The sequence below is a fragment of the Rhodanobacter sp. OK091 genome (assembly GCF_900142825.1).
Classification (GTDB): Bacteria; Pseudomonadota; Gammaproteobacteria; order Xanthomonadales; family Rhodanobacteraceae; genus Rhodanobacter.
Genome location: NZ_FRCH01000001.1, coordinates 600,571 through 621,243 on the forward strand (window position 1 = coordinate 600,571; position 20,673 = coordinate 621,243).

Consider the following 20,673-nt stretch of genomic DNA (forward strand, 5'->3'; position numbering starts at 1 on the left):
CGGATTTAAAGCAAAACAACATCGAACTGTTCCTGCGAATAATGTTCTTCAGCCTGAAAGCGTATGCTTTTGGAGATGAACTCTTCCAGTTCGGCCACCGCGCTGGACTCTTCCTCCAGGATGCGGTTGACCACGGCGGGGTTCGCCATCACCAGCAGCTTCTGCGCGTTGAACTGGCGCACCGCGCGGGTGATCTCGCGGAAGATCTCGTAGGTCACCGTTTCGGCGGTCTTCAGCACGCCACGGCCGTTGCAGGTCGCACACGGCTCGCATAGCTGGCGCGCCAGGCTTTCGGTGGTGCGCTTGCGGGTCATCTCGACCAGGCCCAGCGCCGACATCGGATACACCGTGGTCTTGGCGTAGTCGCGCGCCAGCCCCTTGTTCAACATGCGCAGCACCTGGCGCTTGTGTTCCTCATCGTTCATGTCGATGAAGTCGATGATGATGATGCCGCCCAGATTGCGCAGCCGCAGCTGGCGCGCCGCCGCCTGCGCCGCTTCGAGGTTGGTGCGGTAGACCGTCTCCTCCAGGTTGCGCGAGCCCAGATAGGCGCCGGTGTTGACGTCGATCGTGGTCATCGCCTCGGTCTGGTCGACGATCAGATAGCCGCCGGATTTCAGCGGCACCTCCTTCTTCAGCGCGCGCTGCATCTCGTCCTCGACCCCGTACAGGTCGAAGATCGGCCGCTCGCCGTCGTAATGCTCGATACGGTCGTCCAGGCTCGGCATGAACTTGTGCACGAACTTGACCACCTTCTCGAAGGTGGCACGCGAGTCGATCCGCACCTTCTCGATGTCGTCGTTGAGCATGTCGCGCAAGCTGCGCAGCGGCAGCGACAGCTCCTCGTAGACGCGCTCGCCCACCTTGGCCTTGGCGATGTTCTCCTGCACCACCCGCCATACCTTGGTGAGGTAGGCGACGTCGAATGCCAGCGATTCGGCGCTCTGGCCCTCGGCGTTGGTGCGCACGATGTAGCCCATGGGATTCTCGCCGATCAGCGGCGTCAGCACGTCGCGCAGCCGCTGGCGTTCGGCCTCGTCCTCGATCCGCGCCGAGATGCCCAGGGTGCGTGCGTATGGCAACAGCACCAGGTAGCGCGAGGGAATCGACAGGTGCGCCGACAGCCGCGCACCCTTGGTGCTGATCGGATCCTTGACCACCTGCACCACGATCTCCTGGCCTTCGTGCACCAGTTCGCTGATCGAGGGAATGTGGCCGTTGCCGTTCGATTCCACGCCTTCGACGGCTGCAGCCGGAGCCGGTCGCACGATGTCCGAGGCGTGCAGGAACGCCGCGCGGTCCAGCCCGATCTCCACGAACACCGCCTGCATGCCGGGCATCACCCGCTGTACCCGGCCTTTGTAGACGTTGCCGACATAGCCGCGCCTGGAGGCCCGTTCGACGTGTACCTCCTGCAGCATGCCGTTCTCGACCACGCCCACCCGCGTCTCGCGCGGAGTCACGTTGATCAGGATTTCTTCACTCACCGCATACTCCCCGAATTGACCATCTTTATAACGGCTGCAGGCGCGGCCTGTCGATGAGCCATTTCATGGGAACTGCAATCCGGCTCCCGATATCGCAAAATGCTGCTGATTGCCGCCTCGGCAGGAGTTCGCAACATGACTACCCCGATTCTGCTGGCCTGGAGCGGCGGCAAGGACTGCCTGCTGGCGCTGCAACGCCTGCTTGCCGATCCGCAGTGGCAGGTGGTCGGCCTGCTCACCACGGTCAACCGCAACTACCAGCGCGTGGCGATGCACGGCGTGCAGCATGAGGTGCTGCGGGCGCAGACTTCGGCGCTGGGCCTGCCGCTGGTCGAGGTGATGCTGGACTGGCCCGGCAGCAACGAAGCCTATGAGCAGGCCCACGCGCAGGGGCTGGTCGAGGCGCGCATGCGCTGGCCGGGCATCCGCCATTGCGCATTCGGCGACCTGTTCCTGGAAGACGTGCGCGACTACCGCGTACGCCAGCTGGGCCGCGAGAACTGGCGCGCGGTATTTCCGTTATGGGGCGAGGACACCACCACGCTGTCGCGGCGCTTTGTCGCCGAAGGCCATCGCGCGATGCTGTGTTGCGTCGACACCCAGCAGCTCGACGCCGAGTATTGCGGCCGCGCTTATGACGCCGCCTTGCTCGATGCGCTGCCGGCCGGAGTCGATCCCTGCGGTGAGCGCGGCGAATTCCATACTTTGAGCTATGCCGGTCCGCTGTTCAGTCAACCGCTCAAGCTGCGCCGCGGCGAATCGGTGCTGCGCGATGGACGTTTCCAGTTCACCGATTTCCTGCTCGACGAACATGCCGCGAAAAGTTGAGAGCCACATCCTGCCCGACGTGCTGCAACCCGCACTCAAGCTGGTGTTCTGCGGCACCGCCGCCGGCAAACGTTCGGCCGCCGAACGCGCCTACTACGCCCATCCCGGCAACTTGTTCTGGCGTGCGCTATTCGAGGCCGGGCTGACCCCGCGTCAGTTGGCGCCGCCCGAATTTCCGCAATTGCCCGACTACGGCATCGGCCTCACCGACCTGGCCAAACGCCACAGCGGCAACGATAGCGAGCTGCCGCGAGACGCGTTCGACGTGCCAGCCTTGATTGGCAAGATCGAACGCCATCAACCACGCCTGCTCGCGTTCACGAGCAAGAACGCAGCACGAGCCGCGCTCGGTCATGCGGCGCCCTACGGCCTGCAGGACGAAACCATCGGCGACACGCAGCTGTTCGTGCTGCCGTCGCCTTCGGGACAGGCGCGTGGGCATTGGGATCTCGGACCATGGCTGGCGCTGAGCGAGCTTTACCGGGCACGGTAGGGGTTCGCTAATGAGCGATGCTCTTGTTTGTTCCTGCATCCAGAGCAAAAAGCTTTCGTCCTCCTGCGGAGGGCGAGTTACTTCTCTTTTGCTTGTCCAAAAGAGAAGTAACCAAGAGAAAACGACACCCCGCTTACGCGCTTTGCGGGCATCCCTGCCCGCAAAGTCCGCGGGTGGGTTACGGGGTTTGTCGACAGCACATCCCGTGCTGACGCCAAACTGGCCGGCATCCCTGCCGGCCACCCTGCGGGCTGTTCCTCCACCCACCCGCCGCTGCAGAGGGGCCCCGGGTAGAGCAGCGGGCCATCCTGGCCCGCACTCGGTGAACAGCCGAAGCGAAGCGGCGCCCTGGCTGTTGACCTAGCTCTTCTGAAAAGTACGCGCAGGACGCGCGTTGCTCTACCCGGGGCCCCTGTGCGGCGGTGAGACGGGGACGACAGGCCGCGCAGCGGGAGTCGACAGGGAGGTCGACTCCTTTTCGCCAGGGCAGGAGCCCTGTCGAAAAGCCCGGCCCCGGCTCACGAACTTGCCGGGCAGGAGCCCGGCAAGCGCGTAAGCGGGGTGGCCTTTCTCTTTGGTTACCTTTCTCTTTGGCCACACAAAGAGAAAGTAACTCGGGCGCCAAAGGCGCACGAAAGCTCTTGCTTCGATCAACCCACCTAGAGCCAAGAGCATCGCCCGCTAGCGGGCTCCTACACAAAGAGCCCCACCAGCATCAATCGATCGGCGTATGCCGATACCGGCTGACATCCTCCGGCCGCACCACCGACGCGTTGTTTGTCCACGAGCGTCGCATGTAGCTGACCACGGCCGACACGTCGCTGTCGCTCAGCTGCTGGGCGAATGGCGGCATCGAATACGGCCGCGGATTGGCCGCGGTCACCGGCGCAAAACCTCCCAGCAAAACCATCCGGGTCGCGTTGAGGCCGGTCGGTTCGGTCACCGAAGAGTTGCCGTCAAGCGGCGGATACGCCCCGGCGACACCGCGGCCATCCTTGCCGTGACAATCCGCGCAGTGCTGCGTGTAGATTTTCTCGCCTTGCTGCACGATCGTCCTGGCATTGAACAGCTGCGGCTCTTCAGGCGGCAGCATGCGCGGCGGCAGCGACTGCAGATAGATGGCGACCGCCTGCAGGTCGTCGTCACTCATGTGCTGAGTGCTGGTCGCAACCACATCGGCCATCGGACCGAACGCCACGCCCTTGGCCGACCGCCCGGTTTTCAGCAGGTCGACGATGTCCTGGGCGCTCCAGCCCTGCAGGCCGCCGTTCTGCTGTGTGCTCAGATCCGGCGCGTACCAGTTCTGCATGGGAATCTGACCACCGGTCAGATGCCGATCGCCGGATGTCCCACCTAGCGAATCGCGCGCCGCATGACATTCGTTGCAGTGGCCCAGTCCCTGCACCAGGTAGGCACCGCGATTCCACTGCACCGACTGTGCCGGATCAGGCTTGAACACGCCTTCCCTGAAGTACAGCGCACGCCAGGCAGTCAGGCTCTTGCGGACGCTGTACGGGAAATTCAGCGCCAGCGATGGAGCCGGCTGGTGCACCGGCGCCAGCGATTGCAGGTAGGCAAAGATCGCCAGCGCATCGTCATGCGTCACCTTGGTGTACGAGGTGTACGAGAACGCCGGATACAGCAGTTCGCCGTGCCTACCCTTGCCGACATGCAGTGCCTGCCAGAAATCCTCGAAGCTCCAGTCGCCCAGACCGGTGTTGCGATCGGGTGTGATGTTCGGCACCGGGATATTGCCGAACGGCGTGGCCAGCGAACGACCACCGGCGAGGCGTGCGCCGCCTTGCGCGGTATGACAGCCGGCGCAGTCGCCGAGCGTGGTCAGGTACTCGCCTCGCGCGATCAAGGCGGGATCATGCAACGTCGCTGCGGTCACCGCACTCTTGGCCGGTGATGTCGGTCGATGATCGCCACCGACAAACCACCAGCCCAGCAGCAGCACGACCAGTACCACGATCAGCAGCAAGCATCGACGCAGCCATTTCATGCGCCATCTCCGGTCGCACCCAGGACACCGCAAGGCAGCGGCGGCGTTACCGAACCGGCCGCCTGCGCATGCGTGTCGGCCGGCAACGGGCGACTGGCCAGCGATGCAGCCACCGCGGTGATGTCCGAGTTGCTGAGCCGGTTGGCCACCAACGCCATGCAGTCCGGCGCCACGGTGGCGCGGGTGTGCGTGCGCCAGGAGCCCAGCTGCGCACTGAGATAGTCGTATGGCAGACCGACCAGCCCTGGCGTGGACGGTTCAACGCCGGTGAGCTGGCTGCCATGGCAGCTGGCGCAGGCGGGAATCTTGCGGGCGGGGTCGCCCTTGGTGATCAGCTGGTCGCCTCGCTGCAAGGTCGCTGCGGAAACCGACGGCACCGGCGAATGGCTGTAAGGCACTTGCTGCGCGGAAAAATAGTCGGCGATTTCCTGCATGTACGCCGGGCTCAGCTGGCGGACGGTGTATTCCATCGGCGCGTACTTGCGCAGGCCATTCTGGAAATCCTGCATCTGTCGCGCCAGATAGACGGCCGGCTTGCCCGCCAGGCGCGGAAAATATCCGCTGCCCGGAGTGCCTTCGCCATGTACGCCATGGCAGGTGGTGCAGGCGGCGATGCGCTGCTGCAACGTGTCAGGTGGCATAGGAGATATCGGCGGTGCATCGGCGGCATGGCTGGCGGCGCCGAACAGCGTGGCAACCACAAACAACACCGCGGCACCGAACGGCTTGGCAAAGCGCAGGCTGATGTTCGTGTTCATCGTTGAATTATAGGCATGAGCAGCAGCAGCGATTGGCCACGCATGGCGCTAAGCTGGGACATCGCGACAACATGCCGCATTCGTCGAACCCGGGGGTTACCGTGTGCCGCCCAGCCGTCTGTCTTGCCGCACTCGTCACCGCATTGCTCGCGGTCCCGGCCATCGCCGCCGATGCAGTGCCGCCCATCTCCGCTTATGCGTCGATCGCGCAACTGCAGCAGCGCATGGATGCCGGCACACTGGACAGCCGGCAGCTGGCCGGCCAGTTTCTCCAACGCATCCAACAGATCGACCGCTCCGGCCCCACTCTGCGCGCCGTGATCGAGACGAATCCCGACGCATTGCAGCTTGCCGGCAAGCTCGACAATGCGCGCAGTGGCCGCAAGGCGCGCAGCCCGCTGTACGGCATCCCCGTGTTGCTCAAGGACAATATCGACACCGGCGACCGCATGCTCACCACCGCCGGTTCGCTGGCGCTGGCCGACGCGCCGGCAGCGCATGACGCCGGGCTGGTCGAGCGGTTGCGCAAGACCGGCGCGCTGATTCTCGGCAAGACCAATCTCAGCGAGTGGGCCAACTTCCGATCCAATCACGCCAGCAGCGGCTGGAGCGGACGTGGCGGACAGACACTCAATCCGTATGCGCTCGACCGCAATCCCTGCGGCTCCAGCGCCGGTTCCGCGGCAGCCGTGGCGGCCGGTCTGGTCACGGTGGCGATCGGCAGCGAGACCGACGGTTCGATCATCTGCCCCGCCTCGATGAACGGCATCGTCGGCATCAAGCCCACGTTGGGCCTGGTCAGCCGCAGCGGGATCGTGCCGATCAGCCACAGCCAGGACACCGCCGGTCCGATGGCACGCAGCGTGGCCGACGCCGCCGCGTTGCTCACTGCGATCGCCGGCAGCGATCCGCGTGATCCGGCCACCGCCGAAGCCGACCATCACGCCACCGACTACAGCCGCTTCCTCGATCCGAATGGCTTGAAGGGCAAGCGCATCGGCGTAGTGCGCCAGCTCGCCGGTGCCGAGCCGAACGCCGATCGCGTACTCGAACAGGCGATCGCGCTGATGAAAGCGCAAGGCGCCGTCATCATCGATCCGGTCAACCTGCCACACCTGGCCGAGCTCGGCGATCCGGAACTGACCGTGATGTTGTACGACTTCAAGCACGACATCGATGCGTATCTGGCCACCCGCACCGGTCTGAAGACGAAGACACTGGCGGACCTGATCGCCTTCAACCAGGCCCATGCCAGCGAAGAGCTGACGTGGTTCGGCCAGGAGCTGTTCGAGCGGGCTGCCAAGAAAGGCCCGCTCAGCGACAAGGCCTATACGGATGCGCTGGCGAAGGCGAAGCTGCTGTCCGGCCCGCAAGGCATCGACGCCGCGTTGCAGTCACAGCATCTGGATGCGTTGCTGTCGCCGTCATGGGGGCCGGCCTTCATGACCGATCTGGTGCTCGGCGACCATATCGTCAGCGGCGACCCCACGGTGGGCGGCGCCTCGCAGCCGGCTGCCGTCGCGGGCTATCCGTCGATCGCCGTACCGGCCGGGTTCGCGCACGGTCTGCCGGTCGGCATCGTGCTGTTCGGCGCGAAATGGAGCGAGCCCACGCTGATCTCGATCGCCTACGGCTTCGAGCAACATGCCAAGGCGTGGCAGCCGCCGCAGTTTCTCGACACGGTCGGCGGCAAGCCCGTCGCAGCATTGAAGCTGCCGTAGCGGCAGATCGCTCAGGTACCGGCGTTGCCGCCAACCGATTTGCGCACGATCAGCATGGCCAGTTCCAGCGACTGCTCGTAGTTGAGGCGTGGGTCGACCATCGACTTGTAGGCACGATCGAGATCGGTCTCGGACAGATCGCGCGCACCGCCCATGCATTCGGTGACGTCTTCGCCGGTCAGCTCCAGGTGCACGCCACCCAACCGGGTGCCGTGCGCCGCATGAATGTCGAACGCCTTATCCAGCTCGCCGCTGATGTTGTCGAAGCGGCGGGTCTTGTAACCGTTCGAGGTGCTCTCGGTATTGCCGTGCATCGGATCGGCCACCCATAGCACGCGACGCCCTTCGCGCTTCACCGCCTCCAGCAGCGCTGGCAACGCTGTGGCGATCTGCGCATTGCCCATGCGATGGATCAGGGTCAGTCGACCTGGCTCGTCATCCGGGTTCAGTGCATCGATCAGCGGCAACAGCTGCGCCGGGGTCACCGTGGGGCCGACCTTCACCGCAATCGGATTGCGGATGCCGCGGAAATATTCCACATGCGCACCATCGAGTGCGGCCGTGCGCATGCCGATCCACGGAAAGTGCGTTGAGAGATTGAAGAAGCCGGGATTGCGGGGCACCTGCCGGGTCAGCGCCTGCTCGTAGTGCAGCAACAAGGCCTCGTGCGAGGTGAAAAAATCCACCCGGGAGAACCCGGCAATCGGGCCAGCCAGCGTCTCCATGAAGCGCAGCGAGTCGCCGATGCCTGCGACCATTTGCCGGTATTCGGCGGCCAGCGGCGAATGTTCGACCCAGGCCAGATCCCAGTACTCCGGGTGATGCAGATCGGCGAAGCCGCCGTCGATCAGCGCACGCACGAAGTTCATGGTCAGCGCCGAATGCGCATGCGCCTGGATCATCCGCTGCGGATCGGGCCTGCGCGCGGCGGCAGTGAATTCCGGGCTATTGACCAGATCGCCGCGGAAACTGGGCAGACTCACTCCGTCACGAATTTCCAGATCGGTCGAGCGCGGCTTCGCGTACTGACCGGCAAAACGGCCCACCCGCAGCACCGGCTTCTTCAGCCCATGCACCAGCACCAGGCTCATCTGCAGCAGCACTTTCAGCCGGTTGGAGATGATCGGGCTGGTGCAATCGGCGAAGCTTTCCGCACAATCGCCGCCTTGCAGCAGGAAACGCCGACCCTCCTGCGCCTCGGCCAGCGACTGCTTCAGCGCGAGCACTTCCCACGACGTCACCAGCGGGGGCAGCCTGGACAACTGGGCACCGGCCGCCGCCAACTCGAGCGCATCGTCATACTGCGGCTGCTGCAGCGCCTGGCGCTGCTGCCATGAATCGGGCGCCCAGTGGCTGGGAACGGAAGCATCGGGCAAACCGGCATTCATCGATACGGCCTTGATCACAGTAGGAGCATTCATTTCAGAGAGCTTCGCCGGCGCGTGGCGATGACTGCCAGTACGGCCAGCGCGATGAACCACAGCAGGGTCCAGGCCGGCATCGGCAGGCCCAGGATCGGCTCGACCTTGGCGCATTCGCCGGAGCCGGTGAATACCAGTTGCAGCACCCTGGCGAAGGGGAACGCGTTGAACATGTAGTCCAGCGGCGGCCCACAGGACGGAATCTGGTCAGCCGGCAGCGACTGAATCCACAGATGGCGGGCTGCTACGGCGATGCCGAAGAGCGCTCCCAGCAGCACGCCGCCGGTATAAGCCCAACGTGTGCCGCCGCGCGGCGCATGCAGCGCGCCAAGCAGGAAAAACAGGCCCATCACGATGAAACCGATCCGCTGGAAAATACACAGCGGACAGGGGAACAGGTGCCAGTATTTTTCTGTAAAGAGCGCGAACCCGAGCAGGCCGGCGCAGATCAGAAAACCGACGATGAAGCTGACACGGTACGACCAGCGGAATGGATTCATGGCACTTTGCTGCGTTGCGGAACAACGACATTACCTGTTCGCCGCCGCGCTGTCAGCAGCGCGGCGAAATTCAGCGGAAATTCGCGATTTGCCCACTCCAGAAAGCAGAAACCCGGCGGGTTGCCCGGCCGGGTTTCTGTATATGGACGTCTGAACGCCCATCCGATCAGGCAATGCCCGTCCGGCTTATTCGGCGTCGACAGCCTCGACCTGCGGGCGACCGACCAGTTCGACGTACGCCATCGGCGCATTGTCGCCCGGACGGAAGCCGCACTTGAGGATGCGCAGGTAGCCGCCGGCACGCTCGCGGTAACGCGGACCCAGCTCGACGAACAGCTTGCCGACCGCTTCCTTGTCGCGCATGCGCGAGAACGCAAGGCGGCGATTCGCGACGCCGTCGACCTTGGCCAGCGTAATCAGCGGCTCGGCCACGCGGCGAAGTTCCTTCGCCTTGGGCAAGGTGGTACGGATCAGCTCATGCTTCACCAGCGACGAGGCCATGTTGCGAAACATCGCTTCGCGGTGGCTGCTGGTACGGTTGAGTTTGCGTCCTGATTTTTGGTGGCGCATGGCAAAATTCTCTATCTGTTGTTATGAAAAGCCGGCACCTGTGTCCGGCTTCCCGCGGTTACCCGCTTATATGGCCTTGTTGAATCCGAGGCTCTGTCTTGAAAACCCCATCGGAGCAAACGCTCTTGTGAGGAGTGCGGCCATGGATGACCGCTTCTGGTGCACAGTCAGGGCGCTACGCACACCCTGACCGCATCTAGCTACACAGCGATCAAGGACGATCGCACGAACATTCGTTCGCAAAAATACCTCATCAACCCAGCTGCATCCCGTGCGACAGACCCGGCGGCGGCCAGTTTTCGAGCTTCATGCCGAGCGCGAGACCACGCCCGCCCAGTACATCCTTGATCTCGGTCAGCGACTTCTTGCCCAGGTTCGGCGTCTTGAGCAGCTCGACTTCGGTCTTCTGTACCAGATCGCCGATGTAGTAGATGCTCTCTGCCTTCAGGCAGTTCGCCGAACGCACGGTGAGCTCGAGATCGTCGATCGGACGCAGCAGCAGCGGGTCGAAACCGCTCTTCTCCGCCTTGTCGGTGGCGCTCTCGCGACGCGAGAAATCGCCGAACACCGACAGCTGGTCGTTGATGATCTCGGCGGCCTTGCGAACCGCGTCTTCCGCGCCAATCGTTCCATTGGTCTCGATATCGAGAACCAACTTGTCGAGGTTGGTGCGCTGCTCGACACGAGCGGCGTCCACTTCGTAAGCCACCCGCAACACCGGCGCAAACGACGCATCGAGCTGCAGGCGACCGATCGGACGCGCCTCGTCATCCGGATGCTGGCGCGTGCTGGCCGGCTGGTAGCCGACGCCGCGACGCACCTTCAGACGCATGTTGAGCGCGATGTCCTTGGTCAGGTGGCAGATCACGTGCTCGGGGTTGATGATTTCCACCGAGTGGTCGACGACGATGTCGCCGGCCGTGACCACGCCCTTGCCCTTCTTGGACAGGGTCAGGGTGACTTCATCACCCGTATGCTGACGGATCGCCACGTCCTTGAGGTTGAGCAGGACTTCAATGACGTCCTCCTGCAGGCCTTCCAGAGTGGTGTATTCGTGCAGCACGCCATCGATTTCAACCTCGACGATGGCACTGCCAGGGATCGAGGAGAGCAGTACGCGACGCAGCGCGTTGCCCAGGGTATGGCCGAAGCCACGCTCGAGCGGCTCGACCACCACCTTGGCGCGGTTGGCTCCGAGCTGTTCGACGCTGAGGCCCCGAGGCCGCAGCACACTAGTTGACGAAACTGCCATGCAGAGCTCCGGTAATTACTTCGAGTAAAGCTCGACGATCAATGCTTCATTGATGTCGGACGGCAGGTCACCGCGATCCGGCACCGACTTGAACGTACCTTCAAATTTCTTGGCGTCGACTTCGACCCAGACCGGACGAAGGTCCATGGTGTCGAAAATGGTCGCCGCTTCCTGTACGCGCAACTGGGCGCGGGCCCGCTCGGTCAACGCAATCGCGTCGCCGGCGCGAACCTGGTACGAAGGAATGTTCACCTTCTTCCCATTCACCAGGATCGCCTTGTGGGCTACCAGCTGGCGAGCCTGGGCGCGGGTGACCGCGAAGCCCATGCGATAGACGACGTTGTCCAGACGGCTTTCGAGCAGGCGCAACAGGTTTTCACCGGTGTTGCCCTTGATCGTCGACGCCTTGGCGTAGTAGTTGCTGAACTGACGCTCGAGCACACCATAGATGCGCTTGACCTTCTGTTTCTCACGCAGCTGCACGGCATAGTCGGACATGCGCATGCGCTTGTTCGCGCCATGCTGGCCGGGCTTGTTTTCCAGCTTGCACTTGGAGTCCAGCGCACGCGCCGGGCTCTTCAGGCTGAGATCTGCACCCTCACGACGGGCGAGTTTGCAGGTAGCTCCACGATAACGGGCCATGGGTATGCTCCTTAGACTCGACGCTTCTTGGGGGGACGGCAGCCGTTATGCGGAATCGGCGTGACGTCGATGATGTTGAGCACCTTGTAGCCCAACGCGTTCAGTGAACGCACCGCCGACTCGCGGCCCGGGCCGGGGCCCTTGATGCGTACTTCCACCGTCTTCACGCCGTAGTCGCCTGCAGCACGGCCAGCCTTTTCGGCGGCAACCTGGGCAGCGAACGGGGTCGACTTGCGCGAGCCACGGAAACCGGCGCCGCCGGCGGTAGCCCACGACAAGGCATTGCCCTGGCGATCGGTGATGGTGACGATGGTGTTGTTGAAGGAGGCCTGCACGTGCGCCACGGCATCCGTGACAACGCGCTTGATCTTCTTCTTGGTCTTGACCGGCTTAGCCATGGTTTAGAGGCTCTTTGTTAATCAGTGCGGCCACGGACGGCCGCTTTTTGATCTTCGCGATCAGGGAAGATCGCACTAGTGCAATCACTTCTTGATCGCGCGACGGGGACCCTTGCGGGTACGTGCGTTGGTACGCGTGCGCTGGCCGCGCACAGGCAGGCCGCGACGATGGCGCAGGCCACGATAGCAACCCAGATCCATCAGGCGCTTGATGGCCATACCGACCTCGCGGCGAAGATCGCCTTCGACAATGTACTTGCCGATCTCGTGGCGGATTTTCTCCACCTCGCCTTCACTGAGGGACTTGATCTGGGTGGTGGGAACCACACCAGCATCCACGCAGACCTTCTTGGCCCGGCTGCGGCCGATACCGTAAATGCTCTGCAGACCAACCCAGACATGCTTCTGGACCGGCAAATTGACACCCGCGATGCGCGCCATGATGTACTTTCTCCGATGCGTTTCGTGCGCGGTAAACGCGCAATTCTAACCTGAATTACCCTAACTGGAAAGCCCTGCGACACCGCGGTGTCGCCACTCCCCGACTTTGACCACCCGTCCGCAGCCTCAGCTGCGACGCAGATTGGCCTTCTTGAGCAGACTTTCGTACTGGTGACTGACCAGATGCGCCTGCACCTGAGCCGTGAAATCCATCACCACCACCACCACGATCAGCAGCGACGTGCCACCGAAGTAGAACGGGACATGCCAGGACTGCTGCATGAACGACGGCACCAGACACACCAGCACCAGATACAACGCACCGACACCGGTCAGACGAGTCATCACCGAATCAATGTAACTTGACGTGGCCCGCCCCGGACGAATCCCCGGAATCAACGCACCCGACCGTTTGAGGTTGTCGGCGGTCTCGTCGGCGTTGAACACGATCGCCGTGTAGAAGAACGCGAAAACGATCACCAACACCGAAAACACAATTTCGTACAGCGGATTGCCCGGGCTCAGCGACTGGGTCAGATCCTGCAACCAGCGCGACTGTTGACCCGTGCTGAACCAGCTGATCGCGGTAGCCGGGAACATCAGCAGGCTGGAGGCGAAGATCGGCGGGATCACACCCGACATATTGATCTTCAGCGGCAAACTCGAGCTCTGGTTCATGTAGGCCTTCTGCCCACCGGAACGCCGTGCGTAATTCACCGTGATGCGTCGCTGGGCGCGCTCCATGAACACCACGAAGGCAGTGGTGAGCAGCACCAAACCAAGCACCATCAGCAGCTTGATCAGAGACAACTCACCGTTGCCTGCCATGCCCAGGGTATGCACTACCGCACCCGGGAGACCCGCGACGATGCCCGCGAAGATCAGCAGCGAAATACCGTTGCCGATACCGCGCTCCGTCATCTGCTCGCCCAGCCACATCAGGAACATCGTGCCGGCGGTAAGTCCGACCACGGATGACATGATGAAACCGAAACCGGGCGTGTAGACCACTGGCGCGCCACCGGCGGCAACCTGATTCTGCAACGCCACCGCGATTCCGAACGACTGGAACGCCGCCAAGCCCACCGTGGCGTACCGCGTATACATCGTCATCTTGCGCTTGCCGGCCTCGCCTTCCTTGCGCAGGCCCTGCAGACTCGGTATCACCGAGCCCATCATCTGGAACACGATCGACGCCGAGATGTACGGGATCACGCCGAGCGCAAACACCGAGAACCGCGCCAATGCGCCACCCGAGAACATGTTGAACATGTCCATCAGGCCATTGCCGTTGACCAGGCTGGTCATCGCTTCCGGATTGACGCCCGGAACCGGAATGAACGAACCGAGCCGGAACACCACCAGCGCACCGATCACGAAGAAGATGCGCTGACGAAGCTCCGTCAGCTTGCCGAGTGCATTGCCCTTGGCTGCTGCCACCGTCAATTACTCCACGCTGCCGCCGGCCGCTTCGATGGCTGCCTTGGCGCCGGCGGTAGCCAGCAGACCCGACAACTTCACCGCGCGACCGATTTCACCCTTCAGAACCACCTTGACCTTCTTCGCACGGCTGTTGATCAGGCCAGCCTGATGCAGCACGACGGTGTCGATCACGTCAACCTTGAGGTTGGCCAGCTGGTACAGGAATACTTCCTGACTCTCGACCTTCGTCTTCGAACGGAAACCGACCTTCGGCAACCGGCGCTGCAGCGGCATCTGGCCGCCCTCGAAACCGTACTTGTGGGTGCCACCCGCACGGGCATGCTGACCCTTGTGGCCGCGACCGGCGGTCTTGCCCATGCCCGAACCGATACCGCGAGCGACGCGCAGACGCGTCTTGTGCGAACCGGCGGCCGGCTGAATGTCATTCAAACGCATGATGCTTACTCCTCGACCCGGACCAGGTAATAGACCGTGTTGATCAGGCCACGAACCTGCGGGCTGTCCTTCAGTTCACGGACGTCGTTGATCTTGCCCAGACCCAGCGCCTTGACGCTGAGGCGATGACGTGCCTGTACGCCGCGCAGGCCCTTGACCAGGCGCACGCGCACGGTCTTGTCGGCGGTTTGTTGAGACTTAGCCATTACCGAGCACCTCATCCAGGGTCTTGCCACGCTTGGCGGCGATCTTCTTGGGCGAGGCAACTGCCTGCAGACCCTTGATGGTGGCGCGCACCAGGTTGATCGGGTTGCGCGAACCGACGGCCTTGGCCAGCACGTTCTTGACACCGACCACTTCCAGCACCGCGCGCATGGCGCCACCGGCGATCACGCCGGTACCTTCGGAAGCCGGCTGCATGTAGACGCGAGCCGCACCGTGGTTGGCCTTGATGGCATACCACAAGGTGCCGTTATTCAATTCGATGTTCACCATCTGACGGCGGGCACGCTCCATCGCCTTGGAGATGGCAACCGGCACTTCACGCGCCTTGCCATAGCCGAAGCCGACCTTGCCCTCGCCGTCACCGACCACGGTCAGTGCGGTGAAGCTCATCTGGCGGCCGCCCTTGACGGTCTTGGCCACACGGTTGACGGCAATCAACTTTTCCAGCAGGCCGTCGGAATTTTCGCGATCGGTAGAAGACATGTTCTTTTCCATGTGCCCGGCGAACCGGGACTTTGCTTGCGGCTGAGCCGCTTGGAGTTGTAGGTGACACAGAGGACATCAAGCACAGCCTGATTTCCGGGTAGTGCTTTTAGAACTTGAGGCCCGCTTCGCGCGCCGCGTCGGCCAGCGCCTTGATGCGGCCATGGAAACGAAAGCCGGAGCGGTCGAATGCCACCGACTCGATACCCGCAGCCATCGCACGTTCGGCGACCGCCTTCCCCACCGCAGCAGCAGCGGTCAGGTTCTTGGTGCCCTTGAGACCTTCGGCAACCGACTTCTGCACAGTGGAAGCCGCAGCCACCACGTTCACGCCGGAAGCGTCGAACACCTGTGCATAGATGTGTTGACCGGTGCGGTGCACCGACAGGCGGGCCACAGCCAGCTTGCGGATATGGCAACGCGTGGACTTGGCACGGCGCAGGCGATTTTCGTTCTTGTTCATCGTTAATTCCTCGAAAGCGGATCGGCTTGTATCAGGGCTCTCTTGAAGAGTCTGGTCATGGAATGGCCAGTCTTCCGTGGAGGGACCCGCATTAGGCCTTCTTGGCTTCCTTCAGCGTGATCTTCTCACCGGCATAACGCACACCCTTGCCCTTGTAGGGCTCCGGCGGGCGGAAGCCACGAATCTTGGCAGCTACCTGGCCCACAGCCTGCTTGTCGTTGCCCTTGATCAGGACCTCGGTCTGCGTCGGGGTTTCGATGCTGATGCCTTCCGGCGCATCGAACACCACCGGGTGGGAAAAGCCCAGGCTCAGGTTCAGCGACTTGCCCTGCATGGAGACGCGGTAACCGACGCCCACCAGCTCGAGCTTGCGCTCGTAACCCGTGGAAACTCCGGTGACCATGTTGGCCAGCAGCGCGCGAGCGGTGCCGCCGAACTTGTCGTCGACGCCTTCGGCGAGACTAATGGTGGCGACACCATTGTCGACGGCGACGGTGACGCCCGGCAGGTGGTGCACCGACAGCGTGCCCTTGGGACCCTTGACGGAGATGTTGTCGGTACCGACAGTCAGCTCGACGCCCTTGGGCAGGGAAATGGGTTTCTTGGCAACACGTGACATCGAAAGACTCCTTATGCCACTTGGCCGATGACTTCGCCGCCCAGACCCTTGGCACGGGCCTGCGCATCGGTCAACAGACCGGCGGAAGTCGAGATGATCGAGATACCCAGGCCACCAAGGACCTTCGGCAGCTCGTCCTTGCCGCGATACACACGCAGGCCGGAACGGCTGACACGGGAGATGGTCTCGATGGCCGGCTGGCCTTCGAAATACTTGAGCTTGAGCTCGAGCACCGGCTTGCCTTCCTCGGCGGAAGTCTTGGCGTCGAGGATGTAGCCCTCGTTCTTGAGAAGGTTGGCAATTGCCAACTTCAGTTTCGACGACGGCATACGCACGGTCGGCTTGCCCATGGCCTGGGCATTGCGGACGCGCGTGAACAGATCGGCGATGGGATCAGTCATGCTCATGAAAACATCCTTCAGAGTGCACCGATATCCGATAAAACCGGAAATCAATCAGATTGTGAGCCGACATAAAGCCGGCCTGCTTTGCGCAGACCGCCGACTATATCAGCATTTCCAAATTTTAGCGAATCTCGATGCGGTAGTCGCATCAGCGGCTGCGCAACAGTGCAGCCGGGTGAGTCGGTCTTGGAGCCTTGGCCCTGTCGACCGACCCTGCAAGTCGTTTATTACCAGCTGGCCTTGCGCAGGCCAGGTACATCACCACGCATGGTCGCTTCACGCAGCTTGTTGCGGCCGAGGCCGAACTTTGCGTAGACGGCACGCGGGCGGCCGGTCAAGGCGCAGCGGGTGCGCTGACGCACCGGGCTGGCATCGCGCGGCAGTTTCTGCAGCTTGGTCTGTGCCTCCATCTTCTCCTCGTAGGAGGCGGTGGGGCTCAGCACGATCGCCTTCAGTCCAGCGCGCTTGGCGGCGAACTTCTCGACGAGTTTGGTCCGCTTGATATCGCGGTTCACCATTGATGTCTTGGCCATGGATTACGCGCCTATCAGTTGCGGAACGGGAAGCTGAACGCTGCCAGCAGGGCTTTCGCTTCTTCATCGGTCTTGGCGGTGGTGGTGATGGAGATATCCATGCCACGCAGCGCATCAACCTGGTCGAAATCGATCTCCGGGAAGATGATCTGTTCCTTGATGCCGAAGTTGTAGTTGCCACGACCGTCGAACGCTTTTGCTGACACACCGCGGAAATCGCGGACGCGCGGCAGCGAGATGTTGATCAGACGATCGAGAAACTCGAACATCTGCGCCCGGCGCAAGGTGACCTTGCAGCCGATCGGCCAACCGTCGCGGATCTTGAACGAGGCCACGGAAACGCGCGCCTTGGTCGTGATCGGCTTCTGGCCCGCGATCTTGGCCATATCGGCCACGGCGTTCTCGAGCACTTTCTTGTTGCCCGCAGCTTCGCCCACGCCCATGTTCAGCGTGATCTTGGTGATGCGGGGAACCTGCATCACGTTCTGGTAGCCGAACTGCTCGGTGAGCTTGGCCACTACCTGGTCTTTATAAAATGTTTCAAGGCGCGTCATGATCGTGTTCCTTACGCGTCCACGACCTCGCCAGTCGAACGGAACACGCGGACCTTGCGCCCATCTTCGAGCGTTTTGGTGCCGACGCGTTCACCCTTGTTCGTGGCGGGGTTGAACAGCTGCACATTGGAGAGATGGATCGAGGCTTCACGCTCGACGATACCGCCAGCCTGGTTGGCCTGCGGGTTCGGCTTGGTGTGACGCTTGACCAGATTCACGTTGGAGACGAACACGCGATCGTCTGCAACACGCAGCACATCGCCGCGTTGACCCTTGTTTTTGCCGGTGATCACGAGGACCTGATCACCCTTACGGATACGGTTCATTTTGTGATCTCCGCTCAGAGCACTTCGGGCGCGAGCGAGACGATCTTCATGAACTTCTCGCTGCGCAGCTCGCGGGTAACCGGTCCGAAAATACGGGTGCCGATCGGCTCGAGCTTGTTGTTGAGGAGGACCGCTGCATTGCCGTCGAAACGGATCAGCGAACCATCGGGACGACGTACACCCTTGGCGGTACGCACCACCACGGCATTGTACACCTCACCCTTCTTTACCTTGCCGCGGGGAATCGCATCCTTCACGGTGACCTTGATGACGTCACCGATCGCGGCGTAACGGCGCTTGGAGCCGCCGAGCACCTTGATGCACATCAATTCCTTCGCGCCGCTGTTGTCCGCTGCGGAAAGCGTGCTCTGCATCTGGATCATGGCTGCACCCTCCCTTAGACGTTGGCGCGCGTGATGATTTCAACCACGCGGTGATGTTTGGTCTTGGACAACGGACGGCATTCGGCGATACGCACGAGGTCGCCCTCATTCGCACCGAGGTCGTCCTGCGCGTGCAGCTTGGTCGAACGGCGGATGATCTTGCCGAGCAGCCAATGCTGAACCTGACGCTCGACCAGTACGGTGACCGTCTTGTCCATCTTGTTGCTGGTAACGCGACCCTCGAGGGTACGCGCCTGCTTCTTTTCTGCTTGAACCTGGATGTCGCTCATGTCGGCCGTCCCTTACTTCTTGCCGCCGAGCACAAACTTCGTGCGGGCGATGTCACGCCGAACGCGGCGAAGCTGGTGCGGCTGAGTGAGCTGGCCGGACCCTTTTTGCATGCGCAGATTGAACTGCTCCTTGCGCAGGTCCAGCAGGTGCTGCTTCAACTCGTCGGCCGACTGGTTATTGATATCTTTGCTGGCCATCACATCACCGCCCTGGTCACGAACTGGGTCTGCACCGACAGCTTCGCTGCCGCCAGACGGAACGCCTCACGTGCCGTGACCTCGTCGAGGCCCTCGATCTCGTAAAGCATGCGGCCGGGCTGGATCTGGGCGACCCAGAACTCCACACTGCCCTTGCCGGCACCCATGCGGACTTCGATCGGCTTCTTGGTGATCGGCTTGTCCGGGAACACGCGGATCCATAGCTTGCCACCGCGCTTGACGTAGCGGGTGATGCAGCGGCGAGCCGCTTCGATCTGGCGCGCGGTGAGCGAGCCATGCGTGATGGCCTTCAGGCCAAACTCGCCAAAGCTGACGAGGTTGGAGCACTGGGCCAAGCCGTCATTACGGCCCTTGAACTGCTTGCGGTATTTGGTTCGCTTCGGTTGCAACATGGCAACTCTCCTTACTTCGCAGACCGCTCGCGGCGGCCGTCACCGGCCTCGCGACGCGAATCGTTACGACGACCTTCGCCACCTTCGCGGCGCGGCTGCGACGGTTCGTCCTTCGACTCCTGGGATGCCGCTGCCAGGTCGAAAATCTCACCCTTGTAGACCCACACCTTGATGCCGATGATGCCGTAGGTGGTATTCGCCTCGGCAAAGCCGTAGTCGATGTCGGCGCGCAGCGTATGCAGCGGCACCCGACCTTCACGGCTCCACTCGGAACGAGCGATCTCGGCACCGTTCAGACGACCGGACACGTTGATCTTGATGCCCAGCGCTCCCAGACGCATCGCATTGCCGACCGAGCGCTTCATCGCACGACGGAACATGATGCGGCGCTCGAGCTGCTGCGCGATGGACTCGGCCACCAGCTGCGCATCGAGTTCGGGCTTGCGCACTTCATTGACGTTGATGTGCGTCGGAACGCCCATCATGTCGCTGACTTCCTTGCGCAGCTTCTCGATATCCTCACCCTTCTTGCCGATCACCACGCCCGGGCGGGCCGTGTGGATCGTCACGCGTGCGGTCTTGGCCGGACGCTCGATCTGGATTTTCGAGATGCCGGCAGCAGCCAGCTTCTTCTTCAGCATGTCGCGGACCTTGATGTCGGCCACGAGATACTTTGCGTAATCACGCTTGTTGGCGAACCACTTCGAGTTCCAGTCCTTGGCAATGCCGAGGCGGATACCGGTGGGATGAACTTTATGACCCATCGTCTATATCCTCGGTCAGTTACCAACAACCACAGTGATGTGGCTGGTGCGCTTGAGAATGCGCGAACCGCGGCCTTTGGCGCGGGCGTGCATGCGTTTCATCGCCGGACCTTCATCAACGAAGATGCTGGCCACTTTCAGCTCGTCGACGTCGGCGCCGAGATTGTTCTCAGCGTTGGCGACGGCCGACAGCAGCACCTTGCGGACAAGGAGCGCGGCTTTCTTGTTGGTAAAGGTGAGCACGTCGCTGGCCCGGCCGACGGGAAGCCCGCGGACGAGGTCAGCCACCAGGCGTGCCTTTTGCGCCGAAATGCGGGCGCCACGCAGGATCGCTTTGGCTTCAGTGCTCATCACTTGCCCTTCTTGTCGCCGACATGGCCCTTGAACGTACGGGTCACCGCGAACTCGCCGAGCTTGTGCCCGACCATGTTCTCGTTGATCAGTACGGGTACGTGCTGACGGCCATTGTGGATAGCGATGGTCAAGCCAACCATTTCCGGCAGGATCATCGAGCGGCGCGACCAGGTCTTGATCGGACGCTTGTTGTGGGCGGAAACCGCAGCTTCCACCTTCTTTACGAGGTGAAGGTCGACGAACGGACCTTTCTTCAAAGAGCGAGGCATG

At 62.5% G+C, this 20,673-nt stretch carries 30 protein-coding genes; 3 read left to right on the top strand and 27 right to left on the bottom strand.

Annotated elements, in window-relative coordinates; genetic code table 11:
- Positions 1-5 precede the first annotated feature (5 nt).
- Positions 6-1,487: a ribonuclease G gene (rng, locus tag BUA26_RS02885; protein ID WP_072757708.1), complete on the bottom strand. Its 1,482-nt coding sequence runs from the start codon at positions 1,485-1,487 to the stop codon at positions 6-8.
- A gap of 135 nt (positions 1,488-1,622) precedes the next feature.
- Here rng and BUA26_RS02890 point away from each other — a divergent pair, with 135 nt between their 5' ends.
- Together BUA26_RS02890 and BUA26_RS02895 are read left to right on the top strand one after the other, a co-directional pair.
- Positions 1,623-2,315 carry a Dph6-related ATP pyrophosphatase gene (locus tag BUA26_RS02890; protein ID WP_072759972.1) on the top strand — a complete coding sequence of 231 codons (693 nt, stop codon included), beginning with the start codon at positions 1,623-1,625 and terminating at the stop codon, positions 2,313-2,315.
- Positions 2,299-2,808, top strand: coding sequence for a mismatch-specific DNA-glycosylase (locus BUA26_RS02895; RefSeq protein ID WP_072757710.1), 510 nt, complete (start codon positions 2,299-2,301; stop codon positions 2,806-2,808). The genes BUA26_RS02890 and BUA26_RS02895 overlap by 17 nt, the downstream gene beginning before the upstream one ends.
- Positions 2,809-3,523: 715 nt before the next feature.
- Here the strand turns inward: BUA26_RS02895 and BUA26_RS02900 are convergent.
- Both BUA26_RS02900 and BUA26_RS02905 read right to left on the bottom strand, forming a co-directional pair.
- Entirely contained in the window at positions 3,524-4,813 is a 1,290-nt protein-coding gene (locus BUA26_RS02900; RefSeq protein WP_072757712.1) for a cytochrome c, read from the bottom strand.
- The gene (locus tag BUA26_RS02905) at positions 4,810-5,571 is read right to left on the bottom strand and encodes a c-type cytochrome (RefSeq protein WP_072757714.1); all 762 of its coding nucleotides are present in this window, start codon (positions 5,569-5,571) and stop codon (positions 4,810-4,812) included. The genes BUA26_RS02900 and BUA26_RS02905 overlap by 4 nt, the downstream gene beginning before the upstream one ends.
- 101 nt (positions 5,572-5,672) lie before the next feature.
- Between BUA26_RS02905 and BUA26_RS02910 the strand changes: the two genes are divergently transcribed.
- A complete protein-coding gene (locus tag BUA26_RS02910) occupies positions 5,673-7,292 on the top strand; it encodes an amidase (protein ID WP_143154159.1) in 1,620 nt (539 codons plus the stop codon).
- Between the two features lie 11 nt (positions 7,293-7,303).
- On the opposite strand, the gene BUA26_RS02915 is transcribed toward BUA26_RS02910, so the two are convergent.
- From BUA26_RS02915 to rpsS, 24 genes are all read right to left on the bottom strand, one after another.
- Positions 7,304-8,680: a class II 3-deoxy-7-phosphoheptulonate synthase gene (locus tag BUA26_RS02915; protein ID WP_072759975.1), complete on the bottom strand. Its 1,377-nt coding sequence runs from the start codon at positions 8,678-8,680 to the stop codon at positions 7,304-7,306.
- A 29-nt stretch (positions 8,681-8,709) separates the two neighbouring features.
- A complete protein-coding gene (locus BUA26_RS02920; RefSeq protein ID WP_072757716.1) occupies positions 8,710-9,213 on the bottom strand; it encodes a disulfide bond formation protein B in 504 nt (167 codons plus the stop codon).
- A gap of 186 nt (positions 9,214-9,399) precedes the next feature.
- Entirely contained in the window at positions 9,400-9,783 is a 384-nt protein-coding gene (gene rplQ, locus BUA26_RS02925) for a 50S ribosomal protein L17 (protein ID WP_072757718.1), read from the bottom strand.
- Between the two features lie 253 nt (positions 9,784-10,036).
- Positions 10,037-11,035: a DNA-directed RNA polymerase subunit alpha gene (gene rpoA / locus BUA26_RS02930; RefSeq protein ID WP_056714883.1), complete on the bottom strand. Its 999-nt coding sequence runs from the start codon at positions 11,033-11,035 to the stop codon at positions 10,037-10,039.
- Between the two features lie 15 nt (positions 11,036-11,050).
- Entirely contained in the window at positions 11,051-11,677 is a 627-nt protein-coding gene (gene rpsD, locus BUA26_RS02935; RefSeq protein ID WP_072757720.1) for a 30S ribosomal protein S4, read from the bottom strand.
- 11 nt (positions 11,678-11,688) lie between these two features.
- On the bottom strand, positions 11,689-12,075 hold the full coding sequence (gene rpsK, locus BUA26_RS02940; protein WP_007513384.1) for a 30S ribosomal protein S11: 387 nt from the start codon (positions 12,073-12,075) through the stop codon (positions 11,689-11,691).
- An 84-nt stretch (positions 12,076-12,159) separates the two neighbouring features.
- A complete protein-coding gene (rpsM, locus tag BUA26_RS02945) occupies positions 12,160-12,516 on the bottom strand; it encodes a 30S ribosomal protein S13 (RefSeq protein WP_072757722.1) in 357 nt (118 codons plus the stop codon).
- A gap of 126 nt (positions 12,517-12,642) precedes the next feature.
- Positions 12,643-13,956, bottom strand: a complete 1,314-nt coding sequence (gene secY, locus BUA26_RS02950; RefSeq protein WP_072759977.1) for a preprotein translocase subunit SecY — start codon at positions 13,954-13,956, stop codon at positions 12,643-12,645.
- A gap of 6 nt (positions 13,957-13,962) precedes the next feature.
- Positions 13,963-14,394: a 50S ribosomal protein L15 gene (gene rplO, locus BUA26_RS02955; protein WP_072757724.1), complete on the bottom strand. Its 432-nt coding sequence runs from the start codon at positions 14,392-14,394 to the stop codon at positions 13,963-13,965.
- A gap of 5 nt (positions 14,395-14,399) precedes the next feature.
- On the bottom strand, positions 14,400-14,600 hold the full coding sequence (gene rpmD / locus BUA26_RS02960) for a 50S ribosomal protein L30 (protein ID WP_068095376.1): 201 nt from the start codon (positions 14,598-14,600) through the stop codon (positions 14,400-14,402).
- Positions 14,593-15,102: a 30S ribosomal protein S5 gene (gene rpsE / locus BUA26_RS02965; protein WP_072759978.1), complete on the bottom strand. Its 510-nt coding sequence runs from the start codon at positions 15,100-15,102 to the stop codon at positions 14,593-14,595. The genes rpmD and rpsE overlap by 8 nt, the downstream gene beginning before the upstream one ends.
- A 109-nt stretch (positions 15,103-15,211) precedes the next feature.
- Entirely contained in the window at positions 15,212-15,565 is a 354-nt protein-coding gene (gene rplR / locus BUA26_RS02970; RefSeq protein ID WP_072757726.1) for a 50S ribosomal protein L18, read from the bottom strand.
- 91 nt (positions 15,566-15,656) lie between these two features.
- Complete coding sequence (gene rplF, locus BUA26_RS02975; protein WP_072757728.1) at positions 15,657-16,184, bottom strand: 50S ribosomal protein L6; 528 nt, start codon at positions 16,182-16,184, stop codon at positions 15,657-15,659.
- An 11-nt stretch (positions 16,185-16,195) separates the two neighbouring features.
- Complete coding sequence (gene rpsH / locus BUA26_RS02980) at positions 16,196-16,591, bottom strand: 30S ribosomal protein S8 (RefSeq protein ID WP_072757730.1); 396 nt, start codon at positions 16,589-16,591, stop codon at positions 16,196-16,198.
- 224 nt (positions 16,592-16,815) lie between these two features.
- A complete protein-coding gene (gene rpsN, locus BUA26_RS02985; RefSeq protein WP_072757732.1) occupies positions 16,816-17,121 on the bottom strand; it encodes a 30S ribosomal protein S14 in 306 nt (101 codons plus the stop codon).
- 14 nt (positions 17,122-17,135) lie between these two features.
- Positions 17,136-17,678, bottom strand: a complete 543-nt coding sequence (rplE, locus tag BUA26_RS02990) for a 50S ribosomal protein L5 (RefSeq protein ID WP_178368567.1) — start codon at positions 17,676-17,678, stop codon at positions 17,136-17,138.
- 8 nt (positions 17,679-17,686) lie between these two features.
- Positions 17,687-18,001 carry a 50S ribosomal protein L24 gene (gene rplX, locus BUA26_RS02995; RefSeq protein WP_056386827.1) on the bottom strand — a complete coding sequence of 105 codons (315 nt, stop codon included), beginning with the start codon at positions 17,999-18,001 and terminating at the stop codon, positions 17,687-17,689.
- A 14-nt stretch (positions 18,002-18,015) separates the two neighbouring features.
- Positions 18,016-18,384, bottom strand: a complete 369-nt coding sequence (rplN, locus tag BUA26_RS03000) for a 50S ribosomal protein L14 (protein WP_007513359.1) — start codon at positions 18,382-18,384, stop codon at positions 18,016-18,018.
- A 14-nt stretch (positions 18,385-18,398) separates the two neighbouring features.
- On the bottom strand, positions 18,399-18,674 hold the full coding sequence (gene rpsQ / locus BUA26_RS03005) for a 30S ribosomal protein S17 (RefSeq protein WP_072757736.1): 276 nt from the start codon (positions 18,672-18,674) through the stop codon (positions 18,399-18,401).
- A 12-nt stretch (positions 18,675-18,686) separates the two neighbouring features.
- A complete protein-coding gene (gene rpmC / locus BUA26_RS03010) occupies positions 18,687-18,872 on the bottom strand; it encodes a 50S ribosomal protein L29 (RefSeq protein WP_007082182.1) in 186 nt (61 codons plus the stop codon).
- Positions 18,872-19,285: a 50S ribosomal protein L16 gene (gene rplP / locus BUA26_RS03015; RefSeq protein WP_072757738.1), complete on the bottom strand. Its 414-nt coding sequence runs from the start codon at positions 19,283-19,285 to the stop codon at positions 18,872-18,874. Before rplP ends, rpmC begins: the two co-directional genes overlap by 1 nt.
- Positions 19,286-19,296: 11 nt before the next feature.
- Positions 19,297-20,049, bottom strand: coding sequence for a 30S ribosomal protein S3 (gene rpsC, locus BUA26_RS03020; RefSeq protein ID WP_072757741.1), 753 nt, complete (start codon positions 20,047-20,049; stop codon positions 19,297-19,299).
- Positions 20,050-20,064: 15 nt separating this feature from the next.
- Entirely contained in the window at positions 20,065-20,400 is a 336-nt protein-coding gene (gene rplV, locus BUA26_RS03025; RefSeq protein ID WP_072757742.1) for a 50S ribosomal protein L22, read from the bottom strand.
- The gene (gene rpsS, locus BUA26_RS03030) at positions 20,400-20,672 is read right to left on the bottom strand and encodes a 30S ribosomal protein S19 (protein ID WP_056386835.1); all 273 of its coding nucleotides are present in this window, start codon (positions 20,670-20,672) and stop codon (positions 20,400-20,402) included. The genes rplV and rpsS overlap by 1 nt, the downstream gene beginning before the upstream one ends.
- Position 20,673: the final 1 nt, after the last annotated feature.

Coding starts and splice junctions, on each gene's coding strand:
- BUA26_RS02890 (WP_072759972.1), top strand. CDS start 1,623: ATGACTACCCCGATTCTGCTGGCCTGGAGCGGCGGCAAGGACTGCCTG.
- BUA26_RS02895 (WP_072757710.1), top strand. CDS start 2,299: ATGCCGCGAAAAGTTGAGAGCCACATCCTGCCCGACGTGCTGCAACCC.
- BUA26_RS02900 (WP_072757712.1), bottom strand. CDS start 4,813: ATGAAATGGCTGCGTCGATGCTTGCTGCTGATCGTGGTACTGGTCGTG.
- BUA26_RS02905 (WP_072757714.1), bottom strand. CDS start 5,571: ATGAACACGAACATCAGCCTGCGCTTTGCCAAGCCGTTCGGTGCCGCG.
- BUA26_RS02915 (WP_072759975.1), bottom strand. CDS start 8,680: ATGAATGCCGGTTTGCCCGATGCTTCCGTTCCCAGCCACTGGGCGCCC.
- BUA26_RS02920 (WP_072757716.1), bottom strand. CDS start 9,213: ATGAATCCATTCCGCTGGTCGTACCGTGTCAGCTTCATCGTCGGTTTT.
- rplQ (WP_072757718.1), bottom strand. CDS start 9,783: ATGCGCCACCAAAAATCAGGACGCAAACTCAACCGTACCAGCAGCCAC.
- rpoA (WP_056714883.1), bottom strand. CDS start 11,035: ATGGCAGTTTCGTCAACTAGTGTGCTGCGGCCTCGGGGCCTCAGCGTC.
- rpsD (WP_072757720.1), bottom strand. CDS start 11,677: ATGGCCCGTTATCGTGGAGCTACCTGCAAACTCGCCCGTCGTGAGGGT.
- rpsK (WP_007513384.1), bottom strand. CDS start 12,075: ATGGCTAAGCCGGTCAAGACCAAGAAGAAGATCAAGCGCGTTGTCACG.
- rpsM (WP_072757722.1), bottom strand. CDS start 12,516: ATGGCGCGCATCGCGGGTGTCAATTTGCCGGTCCAGAAGCATGTCTGG.
- rplO (WP_072757724.1), bottom strand. CDS start 14,394: ATGCGTTTGAATGACATTCAGCCGGCCGCCGGTTCGCACAAGACGCGT.
- rpmD (WP_068095376.1), bottom strand. CDS start 14,600: ATGGCTAAGTCTCAACAAACCGCCGACAAGACCGTGCGCGTGCGCCTG.
- rpsE (WP_072759978.1), bottom strand. CDS start 15,102: ATGTCTTCTACCGATCGCGAAAATTCCGACGGCCTGCTGGAAAAGTTG.
- rplR (WP_072757726.1), bottom strand. CDS start 15,565: ATGAACAAGAACGAAAATCGCCTGCGCCGTGCCAAGTCCACGCGTTGC.
- rplF (WP_072757728.1), bottom strand. CDS start 16,184: ATGTCACGTGTTGCCAAGAAACCCATTTCCCTGCCCAAGGGCGTCGAG.
- rpsH (WP_072757730.1), bottom strand. CDS start 16,591: ATGAGCATGACTGATCCCATCGCCGATCTGTTCACGCGCGTCCGCAAT.
- rpsN (WP_072757732.1), bottom strand. CDS start 17,121: ATGGCCAAGACATCAATGGTGAACCGCGATATCAAGCGGACCAAACTC.
- rplX (WP_056386827.1), bottom strand. CDS start 18,001: ATGAACCGTATCCGTAAGGGTGATCAGGTCCTCGTGATCACCGGCAAA.
- rplN (WP_007513359.1), bottom strand. CDS start 18,384: ATGATCCAGATGCAGAGCACGCTTTCCGCAGCGGACAACAGCGGCGCG.
- rpsQ (WP_072757736.1), bottom strand. CDS start 18,674: ATGAGCGACATCCAGGTTCAAGCAGAAAAGAAGCAGGCGCGTACCCTC.
- rpmC (WP_007082182.1), bottom strand. CDS start 18,872: ATGGCCAGCAAAGATATCAATAACCAGTCGGCCGACGAGTTGAAGCAG.
- rplP (WP_072757738.1), bottom strand. CDS start 19,285: ATGTTGCAACCGAAGCGAACCAAATACCGCAAGCAGTTCAAGGGCCGT.
- rpsC (WP_072757741.1), bottom strand. CDS start 20,049: ATGGGTCATAAAGTTCATCCCACCGGTATCCGCCTCGGCATTGCCAAG.
- rplV (WP_072757742.1), bottom strand. CDS start 20,400: ATGAGCACTGAAGCCAAAGCGATCCTGCGTGGCGCCCGCATTTCGGCG.
- rpsS (WP_056386835.1), bottom strand. CDS start 20,672: ATGCCTCGCTCTTTGAAGAAAGGTCCGTTCGTCGACCTTCACCTCGTA.